Origin of the sequence: Stenotrophomonas sp. CFBP8980 (genome assembly GCF_034046095.1) — a bacterium.
Lineage (GTDB): Bacteria > Pseudomonadota > Gammaproteobacteria > Xanthomonadales > Xanthomonadaceae > Stenotrophomonas > Stenotrophomonas lacuserhaii.
The window spans coordinates 100,515-117,851 of record NZ_JAXCXF010000001.1 but is presented as its reverse complement, the minus strand read 5'-3'; the positions used below and the strand labels follow the sequence as shown (position 1 = coordinate 117,851).

Annotated in this window: 18 protein-coding genes; 12 read left to right on the top strand and 6 right to left on the bottom strand. The window is 64.8% G+C overall.

From position 1 onward, the window contains the following. The first annotated feature begins 5 nt into the window (after positions 1-5). The 6 genes from SOM47_RS00590 (at position 6) to SOM47_RS17625 (ending at position 5,830) form a co-directional block, all read left to right on the top strand. Positions 6-392, top strand: a complete 387-nt coding sequence (locus SOM47_RS00590; protein WP_042612597.1) for a TrbC/VirB2 family protein — start codon at positions 6-8, stop codon at positions 390-392. After that, positions 385-714 carry a VirB3 family type IV secretion system protein gene (locus tag SOM47_RS00585; RefSeq protein ID WP_080335038.1) on the top strand — a complete coding sequence of 110 codons (330 nt, stop codon included), beginning with the start codon at positions 385-387 and terminating at the stop codon, positions 712-714. Before SOM47_RS00590 ends, SOM47_RS00585 begins: the two co-directional genes overlap by 8 nt. 50 nt (positions 715-764) lie before the next feature. Next, a complete protein-coding gene (locus tag SOM47_RS00580; RefSeq protein ID WP_320504467.1) occupies positions 765-3,212 on the top strand; it encodes a VirB4 family type IV secretion/conjugal transfer ATPase in 2,448 nt (815 codons plus the stop codon). A gap of 33 nt (positions 3,213-3,245) precedes the next feature. Continuing rightward, a complete protein-coding gene (locus tag SOM47_RS00575) occupies positions 3,246-4,037 on the top strand; it encodes a hypothetical protein (RefSeq protein ID WP_152620544.1) in 792 nt (263 codons plus the stop codon). A gap of 67 nt (positions 4,038-4,104) precedes the next feature. Then, on the top strand, positions 4,105-5,226 hold the full coding sequence (locus SOM47_RS00570) for a TrbL/VirB6 family protein (RefSeq protein WP_249404424.1): 1,122 nt from the start codon (positions 4,105-4,107) through the stop codon (positions 5,224-5,226). Positions 5,227-5,287: 61 nt separating this feature from the next. Continuing rightward, positions 5,288-5,830: a DUF4189 domain-containing protein gene (locus SOM47_RS17625; protein ID WP_414715738.1), complete on the top strand. Its 543-nt coding sequence runs from the start codon at positions 5,288-5,290 to the stop codon at positions 5,828-5,830. A 156-nt stretch (positions 5,831-5,986) separates the two neighbouring features. Here SOM47_RS17625 and SOM47_RS00565 read toward each other — a convergent pair whose 3' ends face one another. From SOM47_RS00565 to SOM47_RS00545, 5 genes are read right to left on the bottom strand one after another with little or no spacing between them, the layout of a single operon-like run. Continuing rightward, entirely contained in the window at positions 5,987-7,321 is a 1,335-nt protein-coding gene (locus SOM47_RS00565) for an XVIPCD domain-containing protein (protein WP_042612600.1), read from the bottom strand. Further along, positions 7,318-7,971 (bottom strand): hypothetical protein, encoded by a 654-nt coding sequence (locus SOM47_RS00560; protein WP_080335040.1) that lies wholly within the window; start codon positions 7,969-7,971, stop codon positions 7,318-7,320. The genes SOM47_RS00565 and SOM47_RS00560 overlap by 4 nt, the downstream gene beginning before the upstream one ends. Positions 7,972-7,993: 22 nt before the next feature. After that, positions 7,994-8,662 carry a hypothetical protein gene (locus SOM47_RS00555; RefSeq protein ID WP_320504466.1) on the bottom strand — a complete coding sequence of 223 codons (669 nt, stop codon included), beginning with the start codon at positions 8,660-8,662 and terminating at the stop codon, positions 7,994-7,996. Next, on the bottom strand, positions 8,655-9,977 hold the full coding sequence (locus SOM47_RS00550; protein WP_320504465.1) for an XVIPCD domain-containing protein: 1,323 nt from the start codon (positions 9,975-9,977) through the stop codon (positions 8,655-8,657). Before SOM47_RS00550 ends, SOM47_RS00555 begins: the two co-directional genes overlap by 8 nt. Further along, entirely contained in the window at positions 9,977-10,627 is a 651-nt protein-coding gene (locus tag SOM47_RS00545; RefSeq protein ID WP_320504464.1) for a hypothetical protein, read from the bottom strand. Before SOM47_RS00545 ends, SOM47_RS00550 begins: the two co-directional genes overlap by 1 nt. Before the next feature lie 396 nt (positions 10,628-11,023). On the opposite strand from SOM47_RS00545, the gene SOM47_RS00540 reads away from it, so the two are divergent. The 6 genes from SOM47_RS00540 to SOM47_RS00515 all read left to right on the top strand — a co-directional run bounded on the left by SOM47_RS00540 (position 11,024) and on the right by SOM47_RS00515 (position 16,278). Then, positions 11,024-12,151, top strand: a complete 1,128-nt coding sequence (locus SOM47_RS00540) for a DNA adenine methylase (protein ID WP_042612604.1) — start codon at positions 11,024-11,026, stop codon at positions 12,149-12,151. 306 nt (positions 12,152-12,457) lie between these two features. Next, positions 12,458-12,913, top strand: coding sequence for a manganese-binding transcriptional regulator MntR (mntR, locus tag SOM47_RS00535; RefSeq protein ID WP_042613942.1), 456 nt, complete (start codon positions 12,458-12,460; stop codon positions 12,911-12,913). Then, a complete protein-coding gene (gene tadA / locus SOM47_RS00530; RefSeq protein WP_042613913.1) occupies positions 12,906-13,427 on the top strand; it encodes a tRNA adenosine(34) deaminase TadA in 522 nt (173 codons plus the stop codon). The genes mntR and tadA overlap by 8 nt, the downstream gene beginning before the upstream one ends. Before the next feature lie 66 nt (positions 13,428-13,493). Next, on the top strand, positions 13,494-14,063 hold the full coding sequence (orn, locus tag SOM47_RS00525) for an oligoribonuclease (protein WP_101099185.1): 570 nt from the start codon (positions 13,494-13,496) through the stop codon (positions 14,061-14,063). A 122-nt stretch (positions 14,064-14,185) separates the two neighbouring features. Then, positions 14,186-15,034, top strand: a complete 849-nt coding sequence (locus tag SOM47_RS00520; RefSeq protein ID WP_191768333.1) for an EcsC family protein — start codon at positions 14,186-14,188, stop codon at positions 15,032-15,034. A gap of 131 nt (positions 15,035-15,165) precedes the next feature. Next, on the top strand, positions 15,166-16,278 hold the full coding sequence (locus SOM47_RS00515; RefSeq protein WP_192083647.1) for an alkene reductase: 1,113 nt from the start codon (positions 15,166-15,168) through the stop codon (positions 16,276-16,278). 140 nt (positions 16,279-16,418) lie between these two features. Here the strand turns inward: SOM47_RS00515 and SOM47_RS00510 are convergent, their stop codons facing one another. Then, entirely contained in the window at positions 16,419-17,327 is a 909-nt protein-coding gene (locus tag SOM47_RS00510; protein ID WP_192083646.1) for a mechanosensitive ion channel family protein, read from the bottom strand. Positions 17,328-17,337 lie beyond the last annotated feature (10 nt).

Below are 17,337 nucleotides of genomic sequence, written 5' to 3'. Positions count from 1 at the left end.
TCCCCATGAAGCTGAACACCCATGATCTCGCCCAGGCCCAGCGCACCCTGAAGACCCTGGCAATGGCCGTCGCCTTCGTTGGCATGATGTTCGTCCCGCAGGCTTTCGCGCAGGAATTCGGGGGCACCGACAAGAAAGTGTGCGGCTTCTTCGACAGCGTCAAGGGCCTGTTGAACCTGGTGTCGATCGCCGTGGTGACCATCGCGGTGATCTTCGCCGGCTACCAGATCGCCTTCGCCCACAAGCGCATCAGCGACGTGTCGCCGATCCTGATCGGTGGCGTGCTGATCGGCGCGGCTGGCCAGATCGCCCGCATGCTGCTGGGTGATGAGTACGGCGAGTGCTCGGCCGTCGGTATGCTGAGCACCGCTGCCCAGTACTACAGTGCATAAGAACGTCGTCTTCCGCGGCTGCACGCGCCCACCGATGTTCCTGGGCGTGCCCTACGTACCCTTCTTCATGGTATGCGGCGGCCTGTTCCTGCTCGCCATCTACTGGGATTTCTGGGTTCTGCTCAGCATCCCGGTAGCCGTGATGATCATGCGGCAGATGGCGCGTCGGGACGAGATGATCTTCCGGCTGATGGGGCTGCGGTTGCAGTTCAAGTTCCGGGCGCGGAACGTGCGTGACCATGAAGGTATGTGGGTGTTCACCCCGAACCACTACCGCGACAAGCCGGCGCCTGCGAAGGCACCGGGTGGAAACCGCCGCTGAATGTTTCAGCGGCGTAGCAGCAGGCATATGGCAGTTCCTGGAGAGTAGGCATGTTCAGTCCGGATACGTCGATCAGCGAGTTCATTCCCTTGTCCTCGCACGTGGCCCCATCGGTGGTGAAGACCAGCGGTGGCGACTACCTGTTGACGTGGCACCTCGAGGGATTGCCGTTCGTGGGTCGGGAAGAATGGGAGCTTGAGCACAAGCACAACACCTTCAACCGACTGCTGCAGACGCTGCGCGCGCCGGATTTCGTCAACGTGGCGTTCTGGACGCACGACGTCCGCCGCCGCAGGCATTTGAAGGAGCGCAGCAAGTTCTCCCAGCGCTTCAACCAGGACGTGTCCGACACCTACCTGGACATGCTGTCCAGCCAGCGGATCATGCAGAACGAGCTGTACCTGACGATGATCTATCGGCCGGTGGTGGCCGGTAAGCGTTTCGTTGAGAAATCAGCCGACGTGCCACGCCTGCAGGCTGAGCAGGAGCAGGCCGTTGAGAAGCTGATGGAGCTGGCCGGCAACGTCGAAGCGGTGCTGCGCGACTATGCGCCGTACCGCCTGGGCATGTACGAAGCGGCCAACGGCGTGGTGTTTTCCGAGACGCTGGAGTTCTTCGGCTACCTGATCAACCGCATCGATGAGCCGGTGCCGGTGCTGGCTGCGCCGGTGAAGGAATACCTGCCGGTGAGCCGCCACATGTTCTCGGCAAAGACCGGCGATTTCGTGATCAGTACGCCCAACGGCAAGAATCACTTCGGCGCGATCCTCAACATCAAGGAATACGCCGAGGGCACCTACCCCGGCATCCTGAACGGCTTGAAGTACCTGGATTTCGAGTACGTGGTCACCCAGTCCTTCAGCCCGATGGGCCGCCAGGATGCGCTGAAGATCCTGGACCGTACCAAGGGCATGATGATCTCCTCCGGCGACAAGGCGGTGAGCCAGATCATCGAGCTGGACCAGGCGATGGACCATCTGTCCTCGGGCAACTTCGTACTCGGCGAATATCACTTCACCGTCGCGGTGTTTGCAGACAGCCAGGGCCAGCTCTCGGCCAACGTGGCCACCACGCGTGCGGAGTTGTCCAACGCCGGCTTCGTGTCGGCCAAGGAAGACATCGCGATCACGGCATCGTTCTATTCGCAGATTCCGGCGAACTGGCGCTACCGCACGCGACTGGCCAACGTCAGTTCGCTGAACTTCCTGGGGCTGTCGCCGTTGCACAATTTCGCTACCGGCAAGCAGCACAACAATCCATGGGGGGACTGCCTGACCACGCTGCAGACCACCAACGGGCAGCCGTACTACTTCAATTTTCACGCCACCCATCCGGCGGAAAACTCGCTGGGCGAGAAGGCCATCGCCAATACGATGGTCATCGGCAAGTCCGGCACCGGCAAGACCGCGCTGATCAACTTCCTGCTCAGCCAGGTGCAGAAGTATGATCCGGCGCCGACCATCTTCTTCTTCGACAAGGACCGCGGCGCCGAGATCTTCGTGCGTGCCTGTGGTGGCAACTACCTGGCGCTGGAAAACGGGCGGCCGACCGGCTTCAATCCCTTCCAGTGCGAACGCACCGAAGCGAACGTGCAGTTCCTGGCCGATCTGGTCAAGGTGCTGGCCGGTAAGGGCCAGTACAGCGCCCGCGAAGAAGAGGACATCTTCCGCGCGGTGGAAAACATGCTTGATACGCCCATGCACCTGCGCAGCATGACCAACTTCCAGAAGAGCCTGCCGAACCTCGGTGACGATGGGCTGTACGCGCGCATGCGCCGCTGGACTGCCGGCAGCTCGCTGGGTTGGGTGTTCGACAATCCGGTGGACACGATCGACCTGGAGCGGGCGAACATCATCGGCTTCGATTACACCGACGTGATCGACAATCCGGAAGTGCGCGTGCCGGTGATCAACTACCTTCTGCACCGGCTTGAATCGCTCATCGACGGGCGTCGCCTGATCTATGTGATGGACGAATTCTGGAAGATCCTCGATGGCGAGGGTGGACTGAAGGAGTTCGCCAAGAACAAGCAGAAGACCATCCGTAAGCAGAACGGCCTGGGCATCTTCGCCACGCAGAGCCCGGAAGACGCGCTGAAGAGCGATATTTCCGCCGCACTGATCGAACAGACCGCCACGCTGATCCTGCTGCCCAATCCGAATGCGAGCCGCACCGATTACATCGACGGCCTGAAGTTGACCGATGCCGAATTCAAGGTCGTCACCGCGCTGGACGAGCGCTCACGCTGCTTCCTGGTCAAGCAGGGGCATGCCTCCAATGTCTGCCAGCTCAACATGCGCGGCATGGACGATATCCTGTCGGTGATCTCTGCCTCCACCGACAACATCGACGTCATGCACCGTGTGCTGCAGGACGCCGCTGCCCGTGAAAATGTTGTGGAATCGATGCTGACCCCCGAACAGTGGCTGGAGGATTTCTACCGCCGCCGCAAGGGTTCGGGAAAGCCGGCCAGCAACGACCGCGACAAGGCAGCCTGACCCATGACCACCCACCTCATTCCGGAGGCCACCATGAATACCGTTGCCCCCCAACGTCCCGCCCTTCGTCGTCGCCTGATGCCACTGGCGACGGCCACGCTTGCCTTGTGCGCATCGTTTTCACTGATGGCGCCTGCACCGGTGCAGGCACAGTGGATCGTCAATGACCCGCCAGCGCTTATCCAGAGCGTGAAGGCCGATATCGCGACCGGCCTGGAATACATCGAAACGGCCGGGCGCTGGACCCAGACCGCTTCGCACTACACCGCGACCTTGAACAACTGGCTGCAGAAGCTGCAGAACTGGTCGCAGATCATCGCCAACCCGATCATGCCGGCGACACCGACGCTCACCACCATTCCGGATGACTGGAACATTGCCGAGCGCTGCGGCGGCGGTTCGGTGTTCAGCATCACCGGCATCATGGCCATGGCGGGGATCAGCCCTGGTGGCGACATCGGGGCGCAGCAGCGGACGATCTGCTCGTACATCCAGGCGCTGGAGAACCGCAAATACAACGAGACCGTCAAGGTCGTGCAGCAGTCGTTGCCGCTCATGCAGCAGACGCTGGGAACGCTGCGCAACATCCGTCGGCTGTTTGACAACGAAGGCGCGCTGGCGGAAACCACCGCGAACGCAACCGCATCGCAGTTGCAGATCGATGCGAACTTCAAAACCTGGGAAAACCAGATGCGCATCTACGACCAGCAGATCGTGGCACTGCAGAGCCAGCAGCGTGCGCTGGCGCAGCGTGCGCTGAAGGGTGAAACCAATCCGATCGGCTCGGTGATCAAAGCTGCAGCGTTGAAGACGGCACTCGATTGAAAACCGTGCGTAATGCACCCCTGCGAGGCCCCGAAAAGGGGCAGGTGAAGCAATGAGTCTAGGGATGATGGACAGTATGTGGGCACAAGGAGCGCTGCACGGACCGATCGCGACCTCGTCGATCGGCGATTTCGTGTTCTTCAAACTGATCTTCGACTATCTCAGCAGGGAGATATCCGAGTTCGGCCTGGGTTTCCTCAGCCGCATGATGGAGTGGGTGGGCATCATCGCATTGGTGGTGATGACCATCTGGCTGCTGCTGCAGGGCTACCGCATCGTGACCGGCCGCAGCCGGGACTCGATGATGGCGCTGGTGACGGACATGGCGCGTGCCGCCCTGATCGTCATCACTGCCACCACGATGGCCATCTTCGGCCAGAACGTGCATTCCTTCCTGACCCATTACGTGCAGGACGAGATCACCTACGTGGTCACCGGTGAGGAAGACACGGCCAAGGACCTGATCGATGAAAACCTGGCGTACATGCAGGTGGCGCTGTCGGCGGTGGATGTGCTCGATGTCGCCGGTGACGTGACGCTGGACAACGCAAAGACCCGCGCCATGTGGTTCATCGGCCTGGGTACGGGCGGGCCCGCCGTAACCGCAGGTGCGATGCTGCTGCTGTATGAAGTCGCGATGGCGCTGTTCATTGGCTTCGCACCCTTGTTCATATTGTGCCTGCTGTTCGAACAGACCAAATCGCTATTCCAGCGATGGCTGTTCTATGGCATCGGCACGATGTTCTCGATGGCGGTGCTGGCGGCCATGACCGGGATCGCGATGAGCATGGTGTCCAAGGTGGCCTTTGCGTTCTGGGGCACCGCCGCGGCCGGCGCGCTGATGGGTTCCAACTTCACCGAAGGCATGACCAGCATGGCGCTGCAGCAGGGCGGCATGGGGTTGATCCTGACCACGTTGATCCTGACCGCACCGCCCATGGCGGCGATGTTCTTCCAGGGCACGCTGGGTGCGTTCATGGCGTACTCGCAGATCGGCGGTTCGCCGGGTGCTGCTGCACCGGGCCCGCAGGGTCAGCCGCCGGGTTCTTATGCGCCGCAGCAGGGAAGCGCGCAGGAACGTCCGGAGACTTCGGGCACCAACAACGTCAACACTTCGCCGCGTCTTTCGGGACACCCTGCAGAGTCCCCGACGGCACCGGCAGGCAGCCGCGGGAATGCGCCGTTGTAGTGCCACTCAGCGTTGCCTGAGTAAGTTTCGAGCATGAATTCATGAAGAAGGGAATGGCGGGATGAACATCTGTCGAGTCGGCATTCTGGTCAACGTGGCGTTGGCGGCTTCCGTTCTGTGGTTGTCGCTCGCCTTCGAAGCAAGTGCGGAAGGCCGCTGCCCACCGGGTCAATATCCTGTGGGCGGTCAAGGAGTAGGAGGGTGCGCGCCTATTCCGGGTAGGGGAACTGCTCAGCCTGCCCAGCAGCAGGCCCCGCCGCCGCCGCCGGTCTGGCTGCACACGCGCTATGGAGCCATCGCGATGTCGCCCTCCACTTCCGCAGCGGGTGTTGCCGCGGAACAGACAAGCAGCGAAGCCGCGGCGGCGGTGGCGATGAAGGATTGTCAGCGTGAAGGCGCCCGGGACTGCGCCGTGATCTCGCGGTACAGCAATCAATGCATCGCGCTTCTGGTCCCGGGCGCATGGCCTGCAGGAGCCAAGGGCGGAATAGGGACTGGCGTGACGCCTGAACTGGCCCGGCAAGACGCTCAGAAAAATTGCATCGATCCTGCCGGGTCCGGGTGTACAGCCAGTTATGAGGCCTGCAGTTTCCCTGAGCGATGAACCTGTTCGTTCAACCTGTTTCCCAGTGGCCGCGCTGAGCGTCCATCGGGCCGGGTCTTGAGCCGATCCCACCCCGAAAGCAGTGCGTGAGATCGGCTTGAGAGAGCCACGGACGCGTACCGTAGGCCCGGCCCAACCAAGGCGCCGGGGAACGGCTCAGGCATTCATGCTGCGCGCAGCCACCTGGGTCTGCTCGATCTGCAGGTCACGATCCTGCGAGGCCACCTGCTGCGCGGACTGCTGTGATGCCACCCGTTCGCTGGACTGATCCAGTGGCGTGTTCATCGCCTCGGTGGTCGCCACCGACACGCGCAGGTGCGCAGGATCGTTGACTTCACCCTGCACGCCGAACGTGCGCGAGGCATCGTTGCTCATCAGCACATTGTCGATGCGGGTGCCGCCGTTGGCATGCATTTCCGCCGCCAGGCTGCCGGCGAGCTGGCCGCTGTGCTGGTCCGGCGTGCGGCCCACGCGCAGGTCCTGTGCTTCCACGCCGCGCAGTGCGTCCTGGAACAGCAGGTTGCCGGGGTGGCCCGGGCTGTCCATGCGCATCGCGCCGTCGCGCTTGTGGGCGTCTTCCTCCGCTGCCTTGCGCGCGGGCTCGCCCGGATCCAGCGGGCCGCGGATGCGGTCGATGATATCCACCGCGTTTCCGATTCCCCCGCGGGTGGCGGTCGTTACTCCACCGCGCAGGAATTCCAGCTTGTCGCGATACTCGCTGATCATGCCTTCGTTCTGCTTGGCCAACGCCTGCGAGGCCGGGTTGTCCAGCACCGAGCCCGCGCCGAGGAAGTTGCCCATCTTGTGCGAATCCAGCGAGCGGCCGGCGGCCAGCAACGCCGAATCGGGCATCAGGAAGCCAGCAACCGCGCCGTTGCGGAAGCCGGATCCGTACAGGTTTTTGATCTCGGTTTCGTTCGCATAGACCTTCACCTGGCCGTAGTGGCCGGACGCCGCGCTGACCGGATCGGCGGCCATCACATGGTTGACCATCGCATCGCCGCCTTCGCGGATGCGGTAACCCAGACTGGCTGCACCATAGGCATTGAAGGTCTCGCCCTTCAGGCCGTGGTGGTGCGCGCTCACTTGTGCCAGGGCACCGCCCAATGAATGTCCGGTGACGCTGACCTCGGCCGCACGCCCGTTCAACGAGGCGTTGACCTCGGCCTGGGCCACCGCACGCTGCGTCAGCGCGATGGCATCGGGCGCCTGCAGGTTGGCACGTGTGAGGACCATGCCGGCATCCGTCACTACGCCATCCAGCAGTATCTGTTCGGTGCCACGATGGGCAACGATGACTTCGCCGGTGTCGGCACGCTCGTAGATCGTGCCCTGATAGCCGTTGTTCTTGTTGTTTACATGTTCGATGATCTTGTACGAGTGACCATTGAGCGTGACGAGTTCGTCCTTGCCATTGTCACGGCGGCCAACGGCGTAGTCCTTGTACGCATCATCGGAAAGCGCGGCGTAATCCTGGCTGGTCAGGCTCATGGCTGGACCTGCCGCGCGGAGAGCTGGACGGAGAAGATCGAATCCTGCAGTTCAGGCTTGTAGTCGGTGGGCGCGGCTTCACCGCCGGCACGGTAGTCGGGCAGCGCCTCGGCACGCGGGTATACGGCGTTGGCGTAGTAGCGCGTCAGCGGCTCACTCTTTGCAAAGGCCGGGGATTCGAGGAACGAGGTGAAGCGGGTTTCGCCTTCGGCCCCGGTGGCCTTGAGCATCGCACTGGCACCGCTGAACTCCCAGCGGCACACGCCGCGACCGTAGTAGTCCTCGTCGAGCATGCGGTCCAGGTAGACGATGCCGCGGTATTCGCCATCGGCCACCTTTCTCAGCTCGACAGGCTCCTGGCTGGTGATCCGGCCAGCGGTGCCGGTTTCCGGCTGTATGCGGCCGCACTGTTCTTCGTTGGTCACGTCGTACTGCGCCACGGCCTCCACCACCTTGATCGGGCCGGGGGCGTCGTTGATCTTCAGCACGAACTCATATGCGTGACGGGGCGTGGGATTGAGCTTGGCGAGGCCACGGCCGCCCTGTTCGACGTCTTTTTCTGCGGTGGTGATTTCTTGGTTCATGGCAGTCTCGGAATGGCAGGCGGTGATGAGCAGCAGGGCGAGGCAGGGAAGGATCGTTCTACGCATGGGGTGCCTTCTCGGAACGAAGTCAGTGCGATGGTGGAGGTGGGCTGACGAGGGTGACGCTGAACAACGACCCACGCAGCTCCGGTTTGAAGCCCTCGGGTGCGTCTTCGCCGTAATCGGCGTAGTTGTCCATGGCGTCGCGCGGATAACCCATATCGGCGTAATGCTGGGTTTCGGTGTCACCCTTGACGAAACGGTCGGCCTGGATGAAGGACAGGAAACGTGTCTCTCCATCGGCACCCGTGGCTTTCAGCAGGGCGCCAGCGCCGCTGAACTTCCACTGGCAGACGCCGCGTCCGTAATAGTCCTCGTCCTGCATCAGGTCGAGATACACCGTGCCACGGTATTCGTTGTCGCTGACTTTCTGCAGCTTCACCTCTTCCTTGCTGGTGATGCGGCCCGCGCGGCCGGTGGCAGGCACGATGCGCCCGCATTCCTGTTCGTTGATGACGTCGTACTGCGCGCTGCCTTCCACCACCGCGAAAGGGCCGGGTGCATCGACGATCTTCAATACCAGCTCATGGGCCTGCCGCGGGGTGGGATTGAGTTTGGCGAGGCCGCGTTCGTTCTGCCCAGCGTCCTGTTCCGCACCGTGCGGATGGCAGGCTGCAAGCGCAACAATGGCGAGGCAGGGCAGCACGGCCTGCCACCTCGGCCGAAGCCTTTCTGCAGAAGCGTGCGACTCAAGCATGCATCTGCCTGGCGCTGTCTTGCTGCTGCGCAAGCTGCCGCTCCTGCTCCTGTCCGGTGCGCTGGCTGGCTGCCTGCTGCACGCGCTCGCTGCTCTGTTCCAGCGGAATGTTCATCGCCTCGGTGGTCGCCACCGAAACCCGCAGGTGCGCCGGATCGTTGGCCTGGCCCTGCACGCCGAAGGTGCGTGAGGCATCGCTGCTCATCAGCACGCTGTCGATGCGGGTGCCGCCGTTGGCGTGCATCTCCGCTGCCAGGCTGCCGGCCAACTGGCCGGTGTGCTGGTCTGGCGTGCGGCCTACGCGCAGGTCCTGCGCCTCCACGCCGCGCAATGCGTCCTGGAACAGCAGGTTGCCGGGGTGGCCGGGACTGTCCATGCGCATGGCGCCTTCGCGCTTGTGCGCGTCTTCGGCCGCCTTGCGGGCCGGCTCGCCCGGATCCAGCGGGCCGCGGATCCGGTCGTACAGGTCCACGGCCACGCCCGGCATGCCGCGCGCGCCGGTGGTGACCGCCCCACGCAGCAGCTCCATCTTGTCGCGGTATTCGTCGATCATCCGCGCGTTCTGCTTGGCCAGCGCCTGCGTCGCGGGATCATCCAGCACCGAACCGGTATCAGCGAAATTGCCGAGCTTGTGCGCGCCCAGCGAACCGGCGGCGGCGACCAGCGCCGAATCCGGAATCACGCCGTTGTACCACTTGTTGCTGAAGCCGGCGTTGTCCAGCGTACTGATCTCATCGGGCCTGGCGTACAGGCGCACCTCGCCGTAATGGCCGGAGGCGGCGCTGACCGGATCCGATGCCATGGCATGGTTGAGCACGCTGGTGCCACCTTCGGGGATTCGCAGGCCCAGGCTGGCCGCGCCGTAGGCGTTGAAGGTTTCGCCCTTCAGGTCGAAATGGTGGGCGGTGACCTGGGCCAGCGCGCCGCCCAGCGAATGCCCGGTGACACTGACTTCCGGGGCCCGGCCTTCGTTCTCGCCGATGTGCTTGGACAACGCGACCGCACGCTGGGTCAGCGCGATGGCATCGTTGGCTTGCAGGTTGTAGCGCGCAAGCACCATCCCGCCATCGGCAAGCACGGCGTCCTGCAGGATCTCCTCGGTGCCGCGGTGGGAGACGATGATCTCGCCGGTGTCCTCGCGCTGGTAGATCGTGCCCTGGTAGCCATTCTGCCGGTTGTTTACGTGCTCCAGCACCTTGTAGTTGTGCCCGTTGAGCGGCACCACTTCTTCCTGGCCAGGGGCGTGCCGGCCGACCTTGTGGTCTTCATAGGCATCGGCGGCAAGTGCGGCGTAGTCGCGGTGGGTGAGCGGCATCAGCGCACCTCATGGGCGGTGAGGGTGGCGGTGAACAGCGCATCCTGCAGCTCCGGGCGGAACCGGGACGGATCTTCGTGGCCGGCCTGGCCGAAGTCCGGCACCGACGCCACGCGCGGGTAATCGCGGTCCGGGTAATGGCGGGTGAGCGCCTTGCCGGCGATGAACTGATCGGCTTCGATGAACGAGGTAAAGCGCGTTTCGCCGTCAGCGCCGGTGGCCTTCAGCATCGCGCCGGCACCGCTGAAGGTCCACTTGCAGACACCGCGTCCGTAGTAATCCTCATCCAGCATGCGGTCCAGGTAGACCGTGCCACGGTACTCGGTATCGGACACCTTCTTCAGCTGCACCGGCTCCTGGCTGGTGATGCGCGCGGCCATGCCGGTGGCCGGAACGATGCGGCCGCATTCCTGCTCGTTGGTGACGTCGTACTGGGCCACGCCTTCCACCACGGCGAATGTGCCGGGGGCATCGGCGAGGCTCAGCACCAGCTCGAACGCCTGGCGTGGGCTGGGATTGAGCTTGGCCAGGCCGCGGCCGCCATTTTCGACGTCCTGTTCGGCGGTGGTGATTTCCTGGTTCATGGCGTTCTCCGGGTGGCAGGCGGTGAGGAGGAGCAGGGCAGCGCACGGCAGAAACGTTCGGCGCACGGGGGGCCTCCTGGCTGCGGGTGGGAAGGGGGAAGTCGATGCGGTCATTCGGTGGCCACGGAAGCGATCGCGCGCGCCGGTAGCGGGCGCAGGGCAGGGCGCACGCGCGGGAGCCTGGGGCTCGAACCGGTGTGCGGGGCTGCGATGTTGTCTCCGTTCCTTGGCGACATGTGCTCGATTCGTGACGAATAGATCGTCCTTTTTACCAGTTTCATGTTTCGTTTGCGTCAAAACGTTGGCGCACCGGTAACGGGATCGCATCGGTAGCGCCGATCCATGCTCGTCGGATATGCCCGATCCCAGACGTGATTGACCGCGCCGTACACCCCGCCGGGCGTGGCTCGGCGCTACCATGGCGGGGAATTTCGAAAGCCATCATGTGATCAGGGGAACCGTTTGAATCCGCAGGAAGATTCCACCGACTCCGTGCCTGCCGAGCACGCGGCCTACCTGCGCAGCCAGCTGATCACCTATATCGGCAACAAGCGCGCCCTGCTGCCCTTCGTGGATGCCGGCATCGCGCATGCCAAGGACTGCCTGGGCAAGACGCGGATCGATTTCCTGGACCTGTTTTCCGGCTCCGGCGTGGTGGCGCGGTTGGCTCGCCGGCATGCCGCCACCCTGCAGTGCAACGACCTGGAGCGCTACAGCGAGGTCGGCAACCGCTGCTACCAGGCCAACGTGGCGGATGTGGATGCGGCAGCGCTGGAGGAAGAGATTGCCCGCGTTGCGCACAGGGTGCAGCGCCAACTGGCGCCGGGCTTCCTGTGCGACCTGTATGCGCCGTTGGACGACGATGACATCCAGCCCGGCGAGCGGGTTTTCTATACGCGGCGCAACGCGATGTTCCTGGATACCTTCTGCCAGGTGCTGGTGGATACGCCGTCGGCGTTGCGGCCATTCCTGCTGGCGCCGGTGCTGGCGCAGGCGTCCATGTACACCAACACCTCCGGCGTGTTCAAAGGATTCCACAAGAACCGCGAAGGCGTGGGCCAGTTCGGTGGCACGGCACGCAACGCGCTGTCGCGCATCCTGCGCCCGATCGAGGTGCAGGCGCCGGTGTTCAGCCGCTTCGCATGCGAGGTGCAGTTGCACCGCTGCGATGCCAATGCGCTGGTGCGTGAGCTGGATATGGTGGACGTGGCGTACTTCGATCCGCCCTACAACGAGCATCCGTATGGTTCGAATTACTTCATGTTGAACCTGCTGTGTGATTACCAGCGGCCGTCGCAGGTCAGCCGGGTCTCGGGCATTCCGACCGACTGGAACCGGTCGGATTACAACAAGGCCCGGTTGGCCGAGAGCGCGCTGTTCGACGCGGTGGAGCAGGTGCGCGCCCGTTTTGTATTGATCTCGTACAACTCGGAGGGCTTCATCAGCCACGAGCGCTTCGTTGCCGCGCTGGAAGCAATGGGCGCGTTGAGCGTGATGGACACGCGTTACAACACCTTCCGCGGCAGCCGCAACCTGGGCGCCCGGGACACCCATGTGACCGAGTTCCTGTACCTGCTGGACAAGCGATGAACCGCACCCGGTAGTGACGGCCGCTGGCCGTCATGCTGCTGCCGTGGTGGGTGACGACCGTTGGTCGTCACGCTTGTGCCTTCCGCTACGCTCGCCGAGCATGGCTCGGCGCTACCAAGGCGGCAGGGTAGTGACGGCCGCTGGTCGTCATGCTTGCGCCGTGGTGGGTGACGACCGTTGGTCGTCACGATTGTGCCTTCCGCTGCGCTCGCCGAGCATGGCTCGGCGCTACCAGGGCGGCAGCGTAGTGACGGCCGCTGGCCGTCATGCTCGGCGGCCCTGCAGGCGCCCGCGTACAATACCCGCATGCCCGACAGCGCCCGCCCGAAGTCCGTCCTGCCCGCCACCCAGGTCCACGTGGAGGGCTTCGCGCAGGTGCGTGAAGCGCGCCGGTCCGAGCTGGTGGAGGACTACGTGGAGCTTATCGCCGACCTGATCGCCGATGGCCGCGAGGCGCGCCAGGTGGACATCGCCAGCCGCCTCGGGGTGGCCCAGCCGACGGTCGCCAAGGCGCTCAAGCGCCTGGTCAAGGAAGGCTGGGCGATCCAGCGCCCGTACCGCGGCGTGTTCCTGACCCCGGCCGGGGAGCAGCTGGCGCGTGATGTGCGCGTGCGCCACCAGACTGTGGAGCGCTTCCTGCTGGCCCTCGGCGTGGATGCCGATTCCGCGCGGCGCGATGCCGAAGGCATCGAACACCACGTCAGCGAGGCGACCCTGGCTGCCTTCGAGGCTTTCCTGGCCAAGGCGGCGCCGCGTGTCTGACGCGCTGCCGGTCCACGATGCCGACGAACGCTGGATGCGCCATGCGTTGGCGCTGGCAGAGCGCGCGCAGCGCGAATTCAACGAGATTCCGGTCGGCGCGGTGCTGGTCAGTGCCGACGGCGAGGTGCTGGGCGAAGGCTGGAACCTCAACATCGCCGAGCACGACCCCAGCGCGCATGCCGAGATCGTGGCGATGCGACGGGCGGGCAGGGCGCTGCAGAACCACCGGCTGATGGGCAGCACGCTGTACGTCACCCTGGAGCCCTGTGCGATGTGCGCGATGGCGATCGTGCACGCGCGCGTGGGCCGGCTGGTGTATGCGGCGACCGACCCGAAGACCGGCGCCTGTGGCAGCGTGTTCGACCTGCTCGGCGATGCGCGGCACAACCACCGGGTAGAGATCCACGGCGGTGTGCTGGCACGCGAGGCAAGCACCCGGCTGACCAATTATTTCCGCGCCAAGCGCGGCCGCCCGCTGCTGTCGCTGGATGCGCCGGGTGCCGACGAAGGCTGAACGGCGCGCTATCATGGCGCATCCATTCATGGCGAGCCTGCGGCCCGCCCACAGCGAGGCAACACGATGGCCGACACCGGCGCGGGCAATGACCGATTGATCTGGATCGACCTGGAAATGACCGGGTTGGACACCGACAACGATTCCATCATCGAGATCGCCACGGTGGTCACCGATGCCCAGCTCAACGTGCTTGCCGAAGGCCCGGAGTTCGCCATCCACCACGCGGTGGAGCGGCTGGACGCGATGGACGAGTGGAACCGCAACCAGCACCGCCGCTCAGGCCTGTGGCAGCGCGTGGTGGACAGCCAGGTCAGCCTGGGCCAGGCCGAAGCGGCCACGGTGAATTTCCTGGCCGAATGGATCGGCGCGGGCGCCTCGCCGATGTGCGGCAATTCGATCTGCCAGGACCGGCGTTTCCTGCACCGTGAAATGCCGCGGCTGGAGAAGTACTTCCACTATCGCAACCTGGATGTGTCCACCATCAAGGAGCTGGCCAAGCGCTGGGCCCCCGCGGTGGCCGCCGGGGTGGGCAAGAACAGCAACCACACCGCGCTGAGCGACGTGCATGATTCGATCAACGAACTGAAGCACTACCGGCAGTTCATGGGCACGCTGGCTGGCCTGCCGGGCTGATGGGTAGTGACGGCCGCTGGCCGTCATCACTGTCATCGACCGCGACCCACTGACGGCCAGCGGCCGTCACTACCCGATTGTCGTCACCCGGCCGTTCAACTGCGCAGCGCTAAGATCGGCCCATGAACGAGCCGATCCTGCTTCCCCGTGACATCGCCCACCAGCCACAGGACTGGGCCGACCTGCAGCGGGCGGTGAGCCTGCTGGAGGCGCCGACCATCACTGCGCGCATGGCCAACCTGGTCGGCACGCCGCTGGAGTTCGCGGTGAGCCGGCTGCCCAACGCGGTGTCCAGCCGCATCCATGGTGCCGTGCAGGCCGCGCTGTACAAGGCGGTGCAGGGCGCGTTGATGAGCATGGACAACACGCCGGGCAAGTCCGCCTCCACGCGTTGGCACAAGCTGGCAGCGGCGACCTCCGGTGCGGTGGGCGGTGCGTTTGGTTTCGCCGCGCTGCTGATCGAACTGCCGGTGTCCACCACCATCATGATGCGCGCGGTGGCCGATGTCGCCCGCAGCGAAGGCTTTGACCTGGCCGACATGTCCACCCGCCAGGCCTGTCTGGAAGTGTTCGCGCTGGGCGGCAACGCCAAGAGCGATGATGCCAGTGAAACCGGCTACTACCTCGCGCGTGGCTTCACCGCGGACGTGGTGCGGCACCTGTCGGCCGAGCTGGCCGGGCGGGTGGTGACCGGCCGCAACCTGACCCTGGGCGTGGCACCGAAGGAGGCCGGCAAACTGCTGGCCAAGCTGGTGGAAAAGGTGGCCGCGCGGTTCGGCGTGGTGATCACCGAGAAGTTCGCCGCGCAGGCGGTGCCGATTGTCGGCGCGGCCACCGGTGCGGCGTTGAACACCATGTTCACCGACTACTACCAGGACGTGGCGCGCGGCCACTTCATCGTGCGCCGGCTGGAGCGCAAGTATGGCGAGGACGTGGTGCAGGCGTGTTACCAGCGCATCGCCCAAGGCTGACGGGCGGCACTGCTGCGTCCCTGACGCGCTGATCGTTGCGCCACAGGCACAACTGTATTGCCCGGCCGGGTCTGTAAGCGGCGGCGGCCGGCCCCCATCCTTGTTGCATGCTCATTGTGCAAGGACGTTCCATGTTGTTCTCCCCGTATTCCCTTGGGCCGCTGCAGCTGGCCAACCGTATCGTGATGCCGCCGATGACCCGCTCGCGGGCCGCCGCAGGCAACGTGGCCACCGCTGACATGGCGAAGTACTACGCCCAACGCGCCTCGGCCGGGTTGATCGTCAGCGAAGGCACGCAGATCAGTCCGCAGGGGCAGGGCTATGCCTGGACGCCGGGCATCCACAGCTCCGCGCAGATCGAAGGCTGGCGCGTGGTCACTGACGCGGTGCATGCCGCGGGCGGGCGCATCTTCGCCCAGCTGTGGCACGTGGGACGGGTCTCCCACGTGGCCCTGCAGCCGGGTAATGCCGCACCGGTTTCGTCGTCCGCGCTGCAGGCCGAGGGAGTGAAGGTGTTCGTCGATCCCACCGGTGCCGGGCCGGAGTCCGGGGTGGGCGAGATGATCCAGCACTCGATGCCGCGGGCGCTTTCGGAGAAAGAGATCCCGGGCATCGTCGCCGAGTACGCGCAGGCCACGCGAAATGCGCTGGCCGCCGGCTTTGACGGGGTGGAGCTGCACGGGGCCAACGGCTATCTGATCAACCAGTTCATCGATTCGCAGGCCAATACGCGCACCGATGGTTATGGCGGTTCATTACCAAACCGCCTGCGCTTCCTGCGCGAGGTGGTGGAGGCGGTGGTTGGCGTGGCCGGTGGCGAGCGGGTAGGCGTACGCCTGGCGCCGCTGACCACGCTGCAGGGCGCGGTGGATGACACGCCGCAGGCCACGTATCTGGCCGCAGCGCACGTGCTGGACCAGCTGGGCGTGGGCTACCTGCATATTGCCGAGGCCGACTGGGAGGACGCACCGGTGATGCCGGTGGCGTTCAAGGAGGCGCTGCGGATCACCTACCGCGGCACGTTGATCTATGCGGGCAAGTACACCTTGGCGCGTGCCGAAGAGGCGCTGGCGAATGGCTGGGCCGATCTGATCGGTTTCGGCCGCCCGTTCATTGCCAACCCGGACCTGCCGCAGCGGTTGCGGGCCGGTGCGGTGTTGAACGAACCGGACCGGGCGACCTATTTTGGTGGCGGGGTGGAAGGATTCACCGATTACCCGGTGCTGGAAGACGCAGAAGCGTAGGAATCGGTAGCGCCGAGCCATGCTCGGCGAGCGCAGCGGACGGCAGGAGCGTGACGACCAACGGTCGTCACCCACCACGACCAACGGTCGTCACCCACCCGGAGCAGGGCATGACGGCCAGCGGCCGTCACTACCGGGTCTCAGCGCGGATCGCGCACCAGGGCCTCGGCGGGGGTGACGCTGCCATCCTTGCCGTGCAGGTACAGGTGCATGTCCTGCTGCGGATACGGGATGTTGATGCCGGCCTTGTCGTAGCCCAGCTTCAGCTGTTCCAGCAGGGTGACCTTGGTGCCGAAGTGGTCGGCGGCGTTGACGTAGCAGCGTATGCCGAGGTTGATCGAGTGCGCCCCCAGTTCGTAGACCACCACGTCCGGCGCCGGGGTGGCCAGCACGCGCTTGTCGGCCTTCATGATGGACAGCGCGGTGTCACGCGCCAGCTGGATGTCGTCCTCGTAACCAATGCCGATGACCAGCTCAACCCGGCGCGTCGGCTCGGCGGTGAGGTTGATGATCGGGGCGGCGGTGATCAGCGTATTGGGAATGGTGGTGTGCTGGTTGTCGGCGCCGGTGATCACGGTCTGGAAGATGCGCACGTCGCGCACGGTGCCGGTCTGTCCGGCCACGGTGACTACGTCGCCCACGCGGAACGGCCGCAGGGTCACCAGCATCACCCCGGAGGCGATGTTGGACAACGAATCCTTCAATGCCAGGCCGATCGCCAGGCCGGCGGTCCCCAGCACCGCCAGCAGCGGGGAGATCGGCACGCCCAGCGTGGCGATGGCCAACACGGCCACGATCACCAGCGCAGCGGCATACACCACGTTGCGCATGAAGCTGCCGAGCATCGGGTCCATGCCGACCCGCGCCGTGGCGCGTGGCAATACGTTGGAGACACGGCGGGCCAACCAGATGCCGACCAGCAGCACCACGATGGCGGCGATCAGCGGCAGGCCGTAGGTTTCGAAGATGCGTTCCCAGTTGAGGCTGTGCCACCAGGACGACGCGGGCAGGGCGGGCGTGGGATCGGGCGTGGGGGCGGCGGCTGACATGCGGTCTCCT

What these genes read in the sequence shown, in the direction of transcription:
- SOM47_RS00590 (WP_042612597.1), top strand. Translation starts at nt 6, where the DNA reads ATGAAGCTGAACACCCATGATCTCGCCCAGGCCCAGCGCACCCTGAAG.
- SOM47_RS00580 (WP_320504467.1), top strand. Translation starts at nt 765, where the DNA reads ATGTTCAGTCCGGATACGTCGATCAGCGAGTTCATTCCCTTGTCCTCG.
- SOM47_RS00575 (WP_152620544.1), top strand. Translation starts at nt 3,246, where the DNA reads ATGAATACCGTTGCCCCCCAACGTCCCGCCCTTCGTCGTCGCCTGATG.
- SOM47_RS00570 (WP_249404424.1), top strand. Translation starts at nt 4,105, where the DNA reads ATGGACAGTATGTGGGCACAAGGAGCGCTGCACGGACCGATCGCGACC.
- SOM47_RS17625 (WP_414715738.1), top strand. Translation starts at nt 5,288, where the DNA reads ATGAACATCTGTCGAGTCGGCATTCTGGTCAACGTGGCGTTGGCGGCT.
- SOM47_RS00565 (WP_042612600.1), bottom strand. Translation starts at nt 7,321, where the DNA reads ATGAGCCTGACCAGCCAGGATTACGCCGCGCTTTCCGATGATGCGTAC.
- SOM47_RS00560 (WP_080335040.1), bottom strand. Translation starts at nt 7,971, where the DNA reads ATGCGTAGAACGATCCTTCCCTGCCTCGCCCTGCTGCTCATCACCGCC.
- SOM47_RS00555 (WP_320504466.1), bottom strand. Translation starts at nt 8,662, where the DNA reads ATGCTTGAGTCGCACGCTTCTGCAGAAAGGCTTCGGCCGAGGTGGCAG.
- SOM47_RS00550 (WP_320504465.1), bottom strand. Translation starts at nt 9,977, where the DNA reads ATGCCGCTCACCCACCGCGACTACGCCGCACTTGCCGCCGATGCCTAT.
- mntR (WP_042613942.1), top strand. Translation starts at nt 12,458, where the DNA reads ATGCCCGACAGCGCCCGCCCGAAGTCCGTCCTGCCCGCCACCCAGGTC.
- orn (WP_101099185.1), top strand. Translation starts at nt 13,494, where the DNA reads ATGGCCGACACCGGCGCGGGCAATGACCGATTGATCTGGATCGACCTG.
- SOM47_RS00520 (WP_191768333.1), top strand. Translation starts at nt 14,186, where the DNA reads ATGAACGAGCCGATCCTGCTTCCCCGTGACATCGCCCACCAGCCACAG.
- SOM47_RS00515 (WP_192083647.1), top strand. Translation starts at nt 15,166, where the DNA reads ATGTTGTTCTCCCCGTATTCCCTTGGGCCGCTGCAGCTGGCCAACCGT.
- SOM47_RS00510 (WP_192083646.1), bottom strand. Translation starts at nt 17,327, where the DNA reads ATGTCAGCCGCCGCCCCCACGCCCGATCCCACGCCCGCCCTGCCCGCG.